Origin of the sequence: Rossellomorea marisflavi (genome assembly GCF_001274775.1) — a bacterium.
GTDB classification, from domain to species: Bacteria; Bacillota; Bacilli; order Bacillales; family Bacillaceae_B; genus Rossellomorea; species Rossellomorea marisflavi.
The window spans coordinates 461,111-474,132 of sequence record NZ_LGUE01000001.1 but is presented as its reverse complement, the minus strand read 5'-3'; the positions used below and the strand labels follow the sequence as shown (position 1 = coordinate 474,132).

Here is a 13,022-nt window from a genome sequence, read left to right as displayed (position 1 = left end):
CCCTAAACACCTATGCTATCCCAAGATACTTCCGGCACATCTCACGGTCTTCCACCAGTTCGTTCATCCGGCCGTCATGGACGATCTTCCCGTCATCCATGATATAAAAATAATCCCCGATCCTGCTTGCCATCATGAAGTTCTGTTCCACAAGGAGAATCGTCGTCCTTTCTTTCATCTTCAGGATCGATTCCATCAGCTTTTCCACCATGATCGGGGAAAGCCCCTTACTCGGTTCATCGATCAGGAGGAGACCGTCCCCATTGATGTATGCCCTGGAGATGGCGAGCATCTGCTTCTGCCCTCCTGATAGTAGACCGCTCTTTTTGTGCCAGTATGTCTTCAGGTCCGGAAACAGGTCCAGCATCCATTCTGCCTTTTCCTCAGCCCCTTGGTCCCCTTTCACTTTTGCAAGACTCAAGGTCTCTTCCACCGTCAAGCTGCCGAATATCCCCTGATTCTCAGGAACATAACCGATCCCTTTCTTCGAAATCTGATGGGTCGGGGCGCCTCTCAAGGATTCGTCTTTATAGTGGATCGACCCCGTGCTCTTCGGATTGAATCCCATGATCGAGCGGAGCGTGGTTGTTTTCCCTGCCCCGTTCCGTCCGAACAGGACCGTGATGCTCCCTTCCTTGACTCCGAGGGACACACCCTGCAGGATATGGTACTGACCGAGATAGGTTTGAAGATCATCCACTTTTAATAGATTCATTATGCATCCCTCCAAGATACGCCGTCTGTACGCGCTCATCCTTGATGATCGTCCGTGGGTCCCCGCTTGCGAGCAGCTCTCCGTTGAAAAGGACGACCAGCCGATCAGACAGGTGCATCACCATGTCCATCTTGTGTTCGATGAGGACGATGGTATGGTGACCTCCTGCCTTGATCCTGTTGATCACTTCGAGGATTGCCGGGATGTCTTCGATGGAGATCCCGGCAGTCGGCTCATCAAGGAGAAGCAGCTCCGTTTTGAGAGCTAGAAGCATGGCAAGCTCAAGCTTCCGTTTCTCACCGTGTGCCAGGTCGATGGCAAAGGCATCACCCTTTTCCTTCAGCATGCAAGTCTCCATCAGCTCTCTTGCTTCCTCTTCCTGCCGTCTTTTCAACCCCGGTTTCGGGAAGATGGAATAGTAATCCTTCCCTGCCGATTGAACACTGAGGCGGATATTTTCAAGTACGGTCAATTCAGGGAAGATGTTGGTGAGCTGAAAGGACCTGCCGATGCCGGCACGCGCTCTCATGGGGATTGATAATCCCGTGACATTCCGGTCTTTGAAGAAGATTTCCCCTCTCGTCGGGCTGATCTGCCCGCTGATCAGATTGAACAGGGTCGTCTTGCCGGCACCATTTGGGCCGATGATCGATACAAGCTTCCCCCTTTCAATCTCCAAGTCTACTTCTTTGATCACATCATGTTCCCCGAATGAAACGGATAGACGGGCCGTGCGTAATATCGTGTCCATTCCGGTACCTCCTTTATGGATAGCATCCAGGGAGCGTAACTCCCTGAATATTCTGATTTCGTTACTTATTACGTACCGGTGGCTCCGTTTCGTTCATATCCAATTCCCTGATGAGGACCGGTACCGGGTGGTCGACCCCTTCTTCCTCTTCAAGCGTGATGGCATAGAGGGATTGAAGTGCCTGATGGTCGTCCGGACGGAACTTCATCGTCCCCTTAGGCGTTTCGAACTCCATTCCTTCCATGGCTTCGATCAATGTCTCTGCTTCGGTATCACCATCGGTTTTTTTGATGGCTTCCACAATGGAAATGGCCGCGCTCATGCCGCCTGCAGTGAACAGATCCGGCACCTCGCCATCATATTTTTCCTTGTGCTTCTCAACGAGCCAGTCATTGACTTCATTATCAGGCAGCGTGTAATAATAGATGGAATATCCGCTCATCCCCATGAGGGAGTCCATCGTTTTCAGGGAATTGATATCCTGAGCGGCCGTGGAGATCTTGATGCCCTGCTCTTCGACTTTCATATCCTTGAGCTGTTTCCACGGTGCATTGGATCCTGCCCAGACAATGAAGAGGTAGTCGGGCTTATCCTTGATGATGTTTTGGATATTAGCGGTGAAGTCAGTGGAATTCGGATCTGCATATTGTTCGTTGATAATGTCTGCACCAAGCTTCTCTGCACCTTCCTTAAAGGCTTCAATCCCTTCCCGCCCATAGGCATTATCCTGTGCGAGCGTAGCGATCTTCACGTCCTTTTCGGCGATGGATGCAGCACCTGCGACCGCATCCTGGGAGGAATTCCGCCCGGTCCGGAAGATGTATTTATTCCAGTTTTCGCCTGTGATGCTATCTGCCACGGCAGGTTCCACCACCATGATTTTCTCGTATTCTTCAGCTAGTGGAAGGACAGCGAGGGTATCTCCCGAACTCGAAGACCCCACCAGGAAATCGACCTCATCTTCTTCAAGGAGCTTCGTCGCTTTTTTCACCGCAACGTCAGGCTTTGTTTCTGTATCTTCCACGATGAATTCAATTTTCTTCCCATCCACTTCATTCGTACCGTCCGTTGCATATTCAAGGCCGAGTTCAAAGCCTTGGATCGTTTGTTTTCCGTACGTTTCAAGCGCTCCGGTCTGGGAGGCGAGTACACCCACTTTGATTGTATCGTCACTGGAACCTGAACTTTTCCCGGAACAACCCGCCATCAACATGACCGAACACGCCGCCAGGAAGCTTGCTTTGACCCACTTAGATTTCTTCATCTTCTTATTCCCCCATTATTCATCTTTTTTTAAAGAACTGAAGCTTGTGAAGAAGACCGTCTGCAATGGTGATTTTTCCTGTTGAATCGATATCGAGTCCTTGAGGCGAGAAAAAGTTCCCATCTTCTCCCCCGAATGAGCCGAACTGCTCGAGGAACGCACCCTTATCACTGTACACATTCATTCGATTGTTGGAGGTATCCGTCACATAGACCTTATCATTCTGGTCGATGGCGATACCCGTCGGCAGGAAAAGGTCACCGGGTTCCTCTCCCCAGTTTTCAAGAGGATCCAGATTCCCCGATCCTCCTGCCGTCCCCCATTTGGCCAGGAAGGTTCCATTATTATCGAACTTCTGGACGCGGTTATTGATGCGATCGACCACATACACGTTATCCTTTGAGTCTATGGCAAGCTGCATGGGCTGTGAAAATTCTCCGTTCCCCGTCCCTTTTCTCCCCCATTCCTTTTGGTATACAAAGAAGGAGTTGAACTTCTGGATCCGGTTATTCTCTGAATCTGAGACGAAGATATTCCCTTTGCTGTCAACGGCAATGCCACTCGGAAGTCTGAAGAATCCGCTCAGTGTGCCCAATGACCCGTATGCCGCCAGGAAGGTTCCATTGTTGGAGAACTTCTGGATGCGATTGTTGACGGAATCGGCGACGTATACGTTATCGTATTTGTCGACGGCCATCTGCCTCGGCACGAAGAATTGGCCAGCCAGGCTTCCGTATGCAATCGGACCGCCCGTTCCCAGTAGACTCCCCCACTTACCTGTTACCTTACCGGTGGAGTCATACTTTAAGATTCGGTGATTGAAAGAATCGGAGACGAAGGTGTTGCCTTTTGAATCACTTTCGACATCGAACGGCCCTGCATACGTCTTATCCCCATAGCGGCCGTCACCGATCGCCATCTTGAATGAGACCGTCAGCCCGACTTCCTTGAAGACCATCAACCGGTTGTTTCCCGTATCGGTGACGTATAGATCCCCTGTCCCATCTGAAATGATCTGGTTCGGGAAGGCAAGCGTTGGAAACGCACCCGTCGTATAGAGGAAACGGTCACTGGAATCGAACTTCATGATGCGGTTATTGTACGTATCAGCCACATAGAGGGCACCGGACCTCGCATCGAAATTCAACCCCCTCGGGTGATAAAATTGGTAGGGTCCCACACCCTGTGTTCCACCGATCTTACGCTTGAAGGCCCCATCTTTAGAAAATACCTGGATTCGATTGTTATAGGTGTCGGCTACGTAAACTTCGTTTTGGTCATTGATGGCAATTCCCTGTGGAAGGGCGAGCTTGCCGTCCGTTCGCCCGTAGGAGCCGATCGTCTTTTCATACGTTCCTTCACTGCTGAATCTTTGGATGCGGTGGTTGAATTCATCGGTGACATAGTAACGATTATCCTTGTCGACGGCGATTTCCCTCGGGAAACCGAATTCTTCAGGACCGTCTCCTTTTGTTCCCCAGCTCTTCAGGAAGTTGAAGTTCCGGTCGAATTTTTGGATCCGGTAGTTCCCGGTGTCAGCTACAAGGAAATTTCCTTCACGGTCGACTGCAATTCCGAAGGGCATATTGAATTTCCCAGGGGAGCTGCCAAGGGAGCCGATCGTCTTCACGACCTTCCCTCCTGCATCCATCTTGACGATGCGGCTGTTACCCATATCCACCATATAAATGAATCCGTTTTCATCTTTTGCCATGGCAACCGGGGTCCGGAATAGGTTACCGGGGTCCACCCCGCTGCCGAACGCTCCCTTGAAGGAATAGGCAGCCCCCGCTTGTGTTGGTGCCAGAAGGGTCAAGAGCAGCACAACCACCACGGCGGCTCTTTTAAGCATGAGATGGACCGTTCCAGCGAATGACGGTTGCCGCCCATGTATATCCGGTTCCTGCACTGACCGCAACAGCGATATCACCCTGCTCAAGGAGACCTCTTTCCTGGGCGAAATGGAGTCCGATGCAAGGATCAAGGGACGACATGTGACCATGATGATCTAGGTATACCGCATTTTCTTCCTTGATCTCCAGCGTATCGAGGAGCTCCCGAAACATGGAGCGCTTCGTATGAAGGGGAAGCAGGGCCTTGACGTTTTCCGTTTTATAGCCGCTTTTTGCAAGGGCATCCTTCACCACTTTGGCAAAGTTCGGAATCGAAACCGGATCCAATCGTTCTTTCATCGACATGGGATCCTTGACGTCGATATAGTGTTGATTGGCATCGACCGATTCATGGCTTGCATACTGCTTGGAGCCTCCCGCTGGGATCCTTACGTCATCATGGAAGGATCCGTCGGTGATGATGGCACTTTCGAGGATCTCACTCTGGGTGGCCTCACGGGAAACCAGGGCGGCCGCCCCACCGTCAGCGAAGTTGAACATGAAGCGTGCCCTCGGGTTGCCATGATCAAGGATCTGTGATTCCTTACATCCTCCGACAAGCAGGATATGGTTGATCGATTCATCCGATCTGATCATATCCCTCGCCACTTTGAGGGCGATGGGAAAACATGAGCTCACATTCATGATTTCGAATGCATACGCATTTTTTGCCCCGAGCTCATGCTGGATCTTCGGTGCACTGGACCAGACATGATAATCCTTATGGGGACTGCCGAAGTAGATGACCACGTCGAGGTCGGCAGGATCCATCGCTCCCAGCGCCTCTTTCCCGGCGGCAATCGCCAGGTCCGATGCATGCATGGTGTCATCCGACACATGCTTCTCATACAATCCGAATTTTTCGATGATGATGTTTTCCGGAATACCTGTCTTGATCGCCAGGTCTGCAGCAGTCTCTACCGCAGGGGAAAAGAAGGTTCCCGTCGATTGAATGCCGATTGCCATCACACCGTTCCTCCTTCACTTGGGACCATCATCTTGGCGGTCCCGGTCAACACCACTTTTTCATTTTGATTGAAGCACTCGGTCAGGAGGGTCAGGACATGTTTCTCTTCATTGAACTCCTGTACCGTTGCCTTTGCTGTGATGGTATCCCCGATATAGACCGGTGACTTGAACCGGATTGATTGCTCCATATAGATGGACCCTTTCCCAGGGAGATGGACACCGAGAAGCTGTGATAAGAGACTGCTCGTCAGCATGCCATGGGCGATCCTCTCCTTGAACCTTGTTGTCTGGGCATACTCCTTATCAATATGGACGGGGTTGAAATCACCGCTCAATCCGGCAAACATGACTATATCCGATTCTGTGATGGTTTTACTGCATGCGGCTTGCTGTCCGACTGTATACGTACTCATTTACGATCCGCTCCTTACCAGCTGAGTTTTTTGAATTTTTCCCGTTGCATTTTTCGGCAGTTCCTCGAGGAATGTGATCACCTTCGGCAGCTTGTATCGTGCAAGCTGACTGGTGCAGTGACCTAGGACCCCTTCTTCACCGAGGGAGCTTCCCTTCTTCTTCACGATGAAGGCAACAGGCACTTCCCCCCACCGTGGGTCGGCTGCACCGACGACGGCCACTTCCTCTACATCCTCGATCTGATTGATCACCTGCTCCACCTCGAGAGGATAAATGTTCTCCCCCCCGGAAATGATCATTTCCTTCTTGCGCCCGACGATATACACAAAGCCTTCTTCGTCCACACGGGCAAGGTCACCTGTATGAAGCCACCCATCCACGATCGTTTCCTTCGTGGCGTCCGGCCGGTTCCAATACTCTTTCATGACGTTTGCCCCGCGCACGGTGAGCTCACCCACTTCACCCGGACGGCACGTCTGCCCATCCGCTCCCATCAATTTAAAATCATTGAACATGACGGGTTTTCCGATCGAACCGATTTTCCTTCGTGCATCTTCCTTCATGAGCATGAAGACGGTCGGCGAGGTTTCCGTCATACCGAATCCCTGACCGAACAGGAATCCCCGCTCAAGAAATGCTGTGATCAGCTCATGTGGACACGGAGCTCCTCCGTTGTAAAACCAACGCACGGATGATAGGTCCGTCCCATCAAAGGATGGTGAATGGAGGAGCGCCTGGTGGATTGTCGGTACCCCCATGACGATGGTGACCCTGTGTTCCTCGATCATCTCAAGCGTCTTTTCCGGATCGAATTTCCCCGGAATCACAATCGTTCCACCCGCAAAGAGAGTCGGGAGGGCAAACAACCCGATGCCCCCTATATGGAACAGGGGCAGTAGCACAATCGAACGGTCATCAGACGTGAGCTCTACGGCAAGTGTATTATTCACTGCATTCCAAAACATATTTTCCTGGGTGAGGACCGCTCCTTTCGGCTTCCCAGTCGTACCCGATGTATAGCAGATAATAAAGGGAGCGCTTACATTTTTCTCTTCATGTAAAGATAATAGGGGGCCATCCAGCAACTCATCCAAAGCTAGGACCGTTTCTGCTTTCGTATCCCTCAGTAGTCCTTTGGCAAGCGGGACATGCTCTTCATCCGCTGCAATGACCTTCGTGCCACTATCCATGAGCTGAAACACCAGCTCACTTGCACTCAACCGGATATTAAGTGGAACAGCAACCGCCCCTATTTTCGCTGTGGCGAATAACAGGATGATATATTCCATCCGGTTCTGAGACAGGATGGCGACCCGTTCCCCTGTGCTGACCTTCAACTCCTGTTGCAGCTTACCGGCGGCGCGATTGATCCTCTCATTCAATTCTTTGTAGGTGATGGACTCCTGATCGGTTATGATGGCGGTCTTCTCTCCACGCAGATACGCCCATTTCCCGATCCAATATGATATTCCTTCCATGATTCCTCCCCCTTTAATTTTTCAACCCGTCGAATATCAGGCTCATGGCTGATTCGAATGCTTCATCCGGTACGTCCGATCGTTCCCAGTACACCCACCTCATTCCGAGGAACTGACCGATGGACATCAGGCAATAAGCGACCGTTTCCTGGTCCAGCACCTTGAACTCACCGGACTCCATCCCTTCGGACAAACTTTTCAAGAACCCATTGGCAAGCTTCCCGTAATACCATTTGTATAAGTCGCGGTCCACCACGACCGCCTGCTGGACGATGCTGTACAAATTCGGATGATTCTTGACCCAGGTGAAAAAGGAATAGAATCCCTTCCGCTGCGCTTCTTCATATGTTGAAGCATCGGTCATGCCCTCCTTGATGGCCAGCCTCAGATCACGGCTATAATTCCGGATCAGCTCGTCATAGATATCCTTTTTAGAAGGGAAGTAGTTATAGAAGGTCCCCTGTGCCACTTTGGCTTCCTGAGAAATATTCACGATGGATGTTTCATAAAAGCCTTTCGTCCCGAATATTTCTTCTGCTGCCTTCAGCAGTTTTTCCCTTGTTTCAATTCCTTTCGGTGTCAGTTGTTTCTCTTCGATCATGATTTTTTCTGACATATGAATCACCTCTCAGTTTTTATTATATTTAATATTCTAAAAATTACAATACAAAATTAGGATTTTTTTACTTTCCTGGGAAACAGTAAAAAGAGAGTGGGATAAAACAATAAAGGTCATGACGAACAATATCAATATGGCTTCTTTATACCGCTCATGATTTCCGTGCAAGACTGCGCGCGGGTAGCCCGTGAGCCTCCTCGGCAAGCCTGCGGGGAGCCACTCTTCCCGCTGGAGTCTTCGTCTTGCACTCCAATCAACCGCTAGGAACAAGTAAATCGTAATGGTCATGAAACAAATCAAAAAACCGAACGATCTCAGGCAAGATCGTTCGGGTTTTACTATGACTAAAACACTCTTGTCCCAGCCTCCTGTTGAATCCTCATCTTGAAAAGGAGTCCATCAATTCTTTCAGTTTATTCGACGTGGCGGTGAGACTCTCGATTTCTGTCATGAACTCCGTTACAAGTTTGGCTTCTTCACTGGTGGACTGCGCAATTTCCTTAAAGTCTTCCTGCATCCTGCTCATGGACATTTTGATGGAAGACAAGGTCTCTTCGATGGACAGAGTGGCATTCTTGGCATCCAGCGCGAGTTTCCTTACTTCTGTCGCCACGACTCCGAACCCTGCCCCTGCACTTCCCACCCTGGCTGCTTCGATGGCGGCATTCAGTCCGAGTAAGTTTGTTTGATCACTGATTCCTTTTATCGTAGTGGCCACATCGGTTATTTTCGTTGACTGCTCCACTGTACTTTTCGTATTCTCTGAAATCTGTTCCGTAGTGGCAGACAGTTCTTCTGAATGGGCAGCGATATGTTGCACCTTCCCAAGAATCGATTCAGAGATCATGTCAATATTCTCGACAATCTGGTGGAACATTTCTTGTCTCTTCCTTGAAACAGCTGCATTGACTGCTCCCACCACTTGGCCCGATCCGTCCTTGATTGGAAATGAGATACTGTCAAACGGGATCCCGAATTCTTCCTGGGGAACCTTCACGACTGTCGTTCCGGTCTGATTGACCATTTTATAGTTCAGATAGGCTTCAGGTAAAGGATCACCCGGTTCATGTCCGAAATTCAACTCTGAACTCGGGGAATAATAGAGGTATTTTTCATGATCGAAGACGGTGATCATCGTTTCTTCCCTCAGTATTTCTTTTATGTATGGTACGGAATGTATGAATGCTTGAACTGAATCCATGGCCATGACTCCTTTATATTCTTTTTCAAGAAAATATATCGACATAATTTCACCAATTTGAAGCATTATAATTTCTTTTACCTAGGATAAAGATCATAATAGAACGGAAAGGAGAGATTTACCATGACAAATATTGAAAATAAAGTAGCAATCGTAACCGGTGCCGGAAGCGGCATTGGCCGGGAGACAAGCATTCAGCTTGCAGAAAAAGGTGTTCGTGTGGCAGTGGTGGACCTTTCCGTGGAAGGCGGGAACGAAACCGTGAGCCTGATCAAAGAAGCAGGCTTTGAAGCATTCTTCATCCAGGCGGATGTAGGGTCAAGAGAAGACGTGAAACATTATGTTGAAAAAACAGTAGATACATACGGAACAATTGATATGTTCTTCAACAATGCAGGGATCGAAGGGGCCGTTTCCCCATTGGCTGAATATCCAGAGGATATCTTCGAGAAAGTGATCGATATCAATCTGAAGGGGGCTTTCTACGGGATGAAATATGTCCTGCAGGTGATGCTCGAGAATGGTGGCGGCTCCATCGTGAATACAGCATCCAACGCGGGGCTCGTCGGTTCTCCGGGAGTCAGCCCTTATGCAGCTACAAAGCATGGTGTCATCGGTTTGACCAAAACAGCAACCGGTGAGTATGCGTCCCAAGGCATCCGTGTGAATGCCATTGCCCCAGGTCCTACAGCGACCGGAATGATGGATCGCTTCACTCAAGGATCAGAAGAAGCGAAAAAAGCCGTAGAATCTGGCATCCCTGCCGGAAGATACGGTACCGCCAAGGAAGTGGCAAGCCTGGTCGTCTTCCTATTAGGCGACGAAGCAAACATCATTAACGGTGCCGTGTATCCGATCGATGGTGGCCTTACTTCGTTATAAGTGTTGCAGTACCGACCCGTTTCAACACACGAAGCGGGTTTTTTGTCATTTATGCCCATAAGAATGAAACTTGTCAAAAAACTATTAAACCCCCATATATTTACACCTCCCGCTTCATTCACCCTTGATTACCCATTTATTCTAAACTTTTACATAATTTGATTTTCATTTACACTAAACAAGCAAATATCACGAATTGAGGAGAGATGTATATGAAAAAAATAGGTAAAGTCGTCGTTGCTTCCGCTCTTTCTCTCGGTCTGTTAACAGGTGTAGGAGGATTCCATGCTCCATCAGCAGAAGCTGCAAGCAATGGGACGTCCAAATGTGAGTATGCCAAAATCTATCACTATGTAAAATCAGGTGACACCCTCTCCGGCATCGCAGCCAAGCACGGCGTGTCCGTGAACACCATCATGAAGAACAACAATATTTCGAACCCTGACAAAATTTATGTAGGTCAAAAGCTTTTCATTAAGTACAGCAACGTCCAAATATGTGACTCTTAATCAAAAGGAGCAGATCTTTTCAGATTTGCTCCTTTTTCATGTATAAATTCTCTCATACCTCCCATACTAACCTTTGTACAAGCAAACCTTGGGCTATAGCCAAGCGGTAAGGCATCGCACTTTGACTGCGACATGCGTTGGTTCGAATCCAGCTAGCCCAGTTAGAAAAGCGGAGGCGGGTCGCTCTGAGGCGACAAGCATAAGACAAAGACCCCGGAAAGGCGTTCTGTGCCTTTTTGGGGTCTTTGGCTTATAACCTCGAGCCTCACCCCGCCGGAGCTGGACATCAAGAAAAGCGGAGGGGGCTCGCCCTGAAGCGACAATACCCTTGAGCTTCAAGCCCCCGGAGCTTAACCTCAAGAAAAGCTTCGGCGGGGCCCATGCCCTCCTCCCTCTTCATTCTCATCTATTTTTCATAGCCAAACACAACATAAAAAAGCAGGCACTCCCTCGGGTGTCTGCTTGGCTATTCATATTGAATTCTCTTCATGCCATTTACCTCTAGCTGCTCTTTTTCAGTGCTCTCTTCTTTGACGCAAGTCCCTGGAGCCCCTCTGGATTGTAGCCGACAACCAATTTCTTACCATCTGTGAGAAGGGGTCTTCTAAGAAGTTTTGGCTCTTTGACAATCAGTTGGATGACTTCTGAAAGTGGAAGGTCGTTGACGTCCTTGCCGAGATCCTTGAAAGTCTGGCTTCTGGTTGCAAGGATTTCATCCAGTCCTTCTGTCGTGAGGGCAAGAAGATGCATGAGTTCTTCCGGGCTTGGGGTTTCCCTGAATAGATGTCTTTCATTGAAATCAACAGCATTGGCCGTTAACCATTTCTTCGCTTTCCTGCATGATGTACAGCTTGGATACGTATAAAATGTTAAATGATTCATTGGTTCATCCTCCTTGAGATCGTTTGTTCAATCTTTGTTAAACATATTGTATATCACTTGTACAACATATGTACAGTATTATCCCTCGAAAGTTGTGAACATTTTTTTAACAGTCTCCCGACCTTTCTTAAAAAGAAAATGAAAGGGCTTGCGCATTTCCAAATCCAATACGTTTGAAATCCCTTTCAAAGTGGAACGATATGTACTATACTTCTTGTTGAGAGGCATGAATATCACTTTTCCGTCACAAAGTCCCAATAAACTGATATTTACTTTTATGGTAGATTTCATTTATAATTACTTACGACGGACAGAGGGTAAAGGAGGGTTTACATATGGATCGAATGTTCAGAGTTTTAGGATTTTGGACGGGTATCTTTGCGGTATTTTTCTACCTTGGCGACATGCCAAAGACATCATTGCTATTCTTAGGGCAGACAGGTTTTTTCATTATGCTTAGTTATTTAAAGCTATCCGAACGTATGTATATCTATGTTTTCGGTGCCTACCTTACCGTGTTTTTCGCCGGCTTCACATATTGGACCACCTTTATGATGACTCCAGGCGCAGGAGGCCACTAAAAAAAAGCCTTTAGCTCAAATGCTAAAGGCTTTTTTTTAATATCCATTGAGAAAGGGATTCCCGTCCATTTCGTGACCGATACTCGTTTCCGGTCCATGGCCCGGCAGGACGATTGTCTCTTCGGGCAATGTCAGTAGATGGTCGTGAATGCTCGCTAGGAGCTGCTGAGAGTTTCCTCCAGGCAGATCTGACCTTCCGATGCTCCCCATGAAGAGCGTATCGCCAGCCACCACGACGTGTTCATCCCCCAGGTAGTAGGAGATGCTTCCCGGAGAATGGCCCGGGGTGTGGAACAGGGTCAAATGAAAGGAGCCGATCACCAACTTCTGCTCATCCGTCAATATGTAGTCGGCTGCTCTCGCGCTTATCTTCTCTTCCATCATGAATAGGACTGAACCATTCAATGAAGGGTCGATCAACCACTGCGCTTCCTTTTCATGTACATAGACCGGTATGCCGAAGCGATCCCGTACATCATCCACTGCCCCGATATGATCAAAGTGGGCATGAGTCAATAAGATGGCCACCGGATTGAGGTCTTCTTTTTCCAACCAGCGGATCAGGGCATCGCCGCTCCCTCCCGGATCGAAAATCAGGCAGTCTTTATTATCGTTCCAAAAAACATAGCAATTCGTTTGAAGCGGGCCGAGCGGAATTTGTTTCCATTCCATATGATATCACCTCCTTCGACTTCGTATGCTTCATTGTATCAGATGCACTTCCGTCATAGAAAGATTCTGTCGAATCAAAAAAGTCAATTTTTTGACCTCGACAAACGAAGCAAAAAAATATAAAATGTAAATGCGTGCATATTTGTACATATTTTGTGGTATTATGAAAGCGTTAAACCGAACGGAAAGGGGT

At 48.6% G+C, this 13,022-nt stretch carries 14 protein-coding genes and 1 tRNA gene; 4 read left to right on the top strand and 11 right to left on the bottom strand.

Annotated features, from left to right (window positions below):
* Positions 1–10: 10 nt before the first annotated feature.
* From AF331_RS02350 to AF331_RS23080, 9 genes are all read right to left on the bottom strand, one after another.
* Positions 11–715: an ABC transporter ATP-binding protein gene (locus tag AF331_RS02350; protein WP_053426589.1), complete on the bottom strand. Its 705-nt coding sequence runs from the start codon at positions 713–715 to the stop codon at positions 11–13.
* Positions 693–1,466, bottom strand: a complete 774-nt coding sequence (locus tag AF331_RS02345) for an ABC transporter ATP-binding protein (protein ID WP_053426588.1) — start codon at positions 1,464–1,466, stop codon at positions 693–695. The genes AF331_RS02350 and AF331_RS02345 overlap by 23 nt, the downstream gene beginning before the upstream one ends.
* 61 nt (positions 1,467–1,527) lie before the next feature.
* Complete coding sequence (locus tag AF331_RS02340; protein ID WP_053426587.1) at positions 1,528–2,730, bottom strand: substrate-binding domain-containing protein; 1,203 nt, start codon at positions 2,728–2,730, stop codon at positions 1,528–1,530.
* 19 nt (positions 2,731–2,749) lie between these two features.
* The gene (locus AF331_RS02335) at positions 2,750–4,582 is read right to left on the bottom strand and encodes a 6-bladed beta-propeller (RefSeq protein WP_082346677.1); all 1,833 of its coding nucleotides are present in this window, start codon (positions 4,580–4,582) and stop codon (positions 2,750–2,752) included.
* Positions 4,575–5,588 carry a 3-oxoacyl-ACP synthase gene (locus tag AF331_RS02330; protein WP_053426585.1) on the bottom strand — a complete coding sequence of 338 codons (1,014 nt, stop codon included), beginning with the start codon at positions 5,586–5,588 and terminating at the stop codon, positions 4,575–4,577. Before AF331_RS02330 ends, AF331_RS02335 begins: the two co-directional genes overlap by 8 nt.
* Positions 5,588–6,004 carry a MaoC family dehydratase gene (locus AF331_RS02325; protein ID WP_048012604.1) on the bottom strand — a complete coding sequence of 139 codons (417 nt, stop codon included), beginning with the start codon at positions 6,002–6,004 and terminating at the stop codon, positions 5,588–5,590. The genes AF331_RS02330 and AF331_RS02325 overlap by 1 nt, the downstream gene beginning before the upstream one ends.
* Entirely contained in the window at positions 6,005–7,483 is a 1,479-nt protein-coding gene (locus tag AF331_RS02320) for an o-succinylbenzoate--CoA ligase (protein WP_053426584.1), read from the bottom strand. It lies immediately after the preceding gene.
* Between the two features lie 13 nt (positions 7,484–7,496).
* Entirely contained in the window at positions 7,497–8,099 is a 603-nt protein-coding gene (locus tag AF331_RS02315; RefSeq protein WP_053426583.1) for a TetR/AcrR family transcriptional regulator, read from the bottom strand.
* A 382-nt stretch (positions 8,100–8,481) separates the two neighbouring features.
* Positions 8,482–9,303: a methyl-accepting chemotaxis protein gene (locus tag AF331_RS23080; RefSeq protein ID WP_053427747.1), complete on the bottom strand. Its 822-nt coding sequence runs from the start codon at positions 9,301–9,303 to the stop codon at positions 8,482–8,484.
* Positions 9,304–9,426: 123 nt separating this feature from the next.
* On the opposite strand from AF331_RS23080, the gene AF331_RS02305 reads away from it, so the two are divergent.
* From AF331_RS02305 to AF331_RS02295, 3 genes are all read left to right on the top strand, one after another.
* Positions 9,427–10,185 (top strand): SDR family NAD(P)-dependent oxidoreductase, encoded by a 759-nt coding sequence (locus tag AF331_RS02305; RefSeq protein ID WP_053426582.1) that lies wholly within the window; start codon positions 9,427–9,429, stop codon positions 10,183–10,185.
* A 212-nt stretch (positions 10,186–10,397) separates the two neighbouring features.
* Entirely contained in the window at positions 10,398–10,694 is a 297-nt protein-coding gene (locus tag AF331_RS02300) for a LysM peptidoglycan-binding domain-containing protein (RefSeq protein ID WP_053426581.1), read from the top strand.
* A gap of 89 nt (positions 10,695–10,783) precedes the next feature.
* Positions 10,784–10,855: transfer RNA gene (locus AF331_RS02295), tRNA-Gln, on the top strand.
* Positions 10,856–11,195: 340 nt separating this feature from the next.
* On the opposite strand, the gene AF331_RS02290 is transcribed toward AF331_RS02295, so the two are convergent.
* The gene (locus tag AF331_RS02290) at positions 11,196–11,576 is read right to left on the bottom strand and encodes a Spx/MgsR family RNA polymerase-binding regulatory protein (RefSeq protein ID WP_053426580.1); all 381 of its coding nucleotides are present in this window, start codon (positions 11,574–11,576) and stop codon (positions 11,196–11,198) included.
* Positions 11,577–11,911: 335 nt separating this feature from the next.
* On the opposite strand from AF331_RS02290, the gene AF331_RS02285 reads away from it, so the two are divergent.
* Complete coding sequence (locus AF331_RS02285; RefSeq protein WP_048006080.1) at positions 11,912–12,157, top strand: DUF2626 domain-containing protein; 246 nt, start codon at positions 11,912–11,914, stop codon at positions 12,155–12,157.
* A gap of 36 nt (positions 12,158–12,193) precedes the next feature.
* On the opposite strand, the gene AF331_RS02280 is transcribed toward AF331_RS02285, so the two are convergent.
* Positions 12,194–12,829, bottom strand: coding sequence for an MBL fold metallo-hydrolase (locus AF331_RS02280; RefSeq protein WP_053426579.1), 636 nt, complete (start codon positions 12,827–12,829; stop codon positions 12,194–12,196).
* Between the last annotated feature and the right edge of the window lie 193 nt (positions 12,830–13,022).

Excerpts from the sequence above, each read along its gene's own strand:
- AF331_RS02350 (WP_053426589.1), bottom strand. The coding sequence starts at position 715 with ATGAATCTATTAAAAGTGGATGATCTTCAAACCTATCTCGGTCAGTAC.
- AF331_RS02345 (WP_053426588.1), bottom strand. The coding sequence starts at position 1,466 with ATGGACACGATATTACGCACGGCCCGTCTATCCGTTTCATTCGGGGAA.
- AF331_RS02340 (WP_053426587.1), bottom strand. The coding sequence starts at position 2,730 with ATGAAGAAATCTAAGTGGGTCAAAGCAAGCTTCCTGGCGGCGTGTTCG.
- AF331_RS02335 (WP_082346677.1), bottom strand. The coding sequence starts at position 4,582 with ATGCTTAAAAGAGCCGCCGTGGTGGTTGTGCTGCTCTTGACCCTTCTG.
- AF331_RS02330 (WP_053426585.1), bottom strand. The coding sequence starts at position 5,588 with ATGGCAATCGGCATTCAATCGACGGGAACCTTCTTTTCCCCTGCGGTA.
- AF331_RS02325 (WP_048012604.1), bottom strand. The coding sequence starts at position 6,004 with ATGAGTACGTATACAGTCGGACAGCAAGCCGCATGCAGTAAAACCATC.
- AF331_RS02320 (WP_053426584.1), bottom strand. The coding sequence starts at position 7,483 with ATGGAAGGAATATCATATTGGATCGGGAAATGGGCGTATCTGCGTGGA.
- AF331_RS02315 (WP_053426583.1), bottom strand. The coding sequence starts at position 8,099 with ATGTCAGAAAAAATCATGATCGAAGAGAAACAACTGACACCGAAAGGA.
- AF331_RS23080 (WP_053427747.1), bottom strand. The coding sequence starts at position 9,303 with ATGGATTCAGTTCAAGCATTCATACATTCCGTACCATACATAAAAGAA.
- AF331_RS02305 (WP_053426582.1), top strand. The coding sequence starts at position 9,427 with ATGACAAATATTGAAAATAAAGTAGCAATCGTAACCGGTGCCGGAAGC.
- AF331_RS02300 (WP_053426581.1), top strand. The coding sequence starts at position 10,398 with ATGAAAAAAATAGGTAAAGTCGTCGTTGCTTCCGCTCTTTCTCTCGGT.
- AF331_RS02290 (WP_053426580.1), bottom strand. The coding sequence starts at position 11,576 with ATGAATCATTTAACATTTTATACGTATCCAAGCTGTACATCATGCAGG.
- AF331_RS02285 (WP_048006080.1), top strand. The coding sequence starts at position 11,912 with ATGGATCGAATGTTCAGAGTTTTAGGATTTTGGACGGGTATCTTTGCG.
- AF331_RS02280 (WP_053426579.1), bottom strand. The coding sequence starts at position 12,829 with ATGGAATGGAAACAAATTCCGCTCGGCCCGCTTCAAACGAATTGCTAT.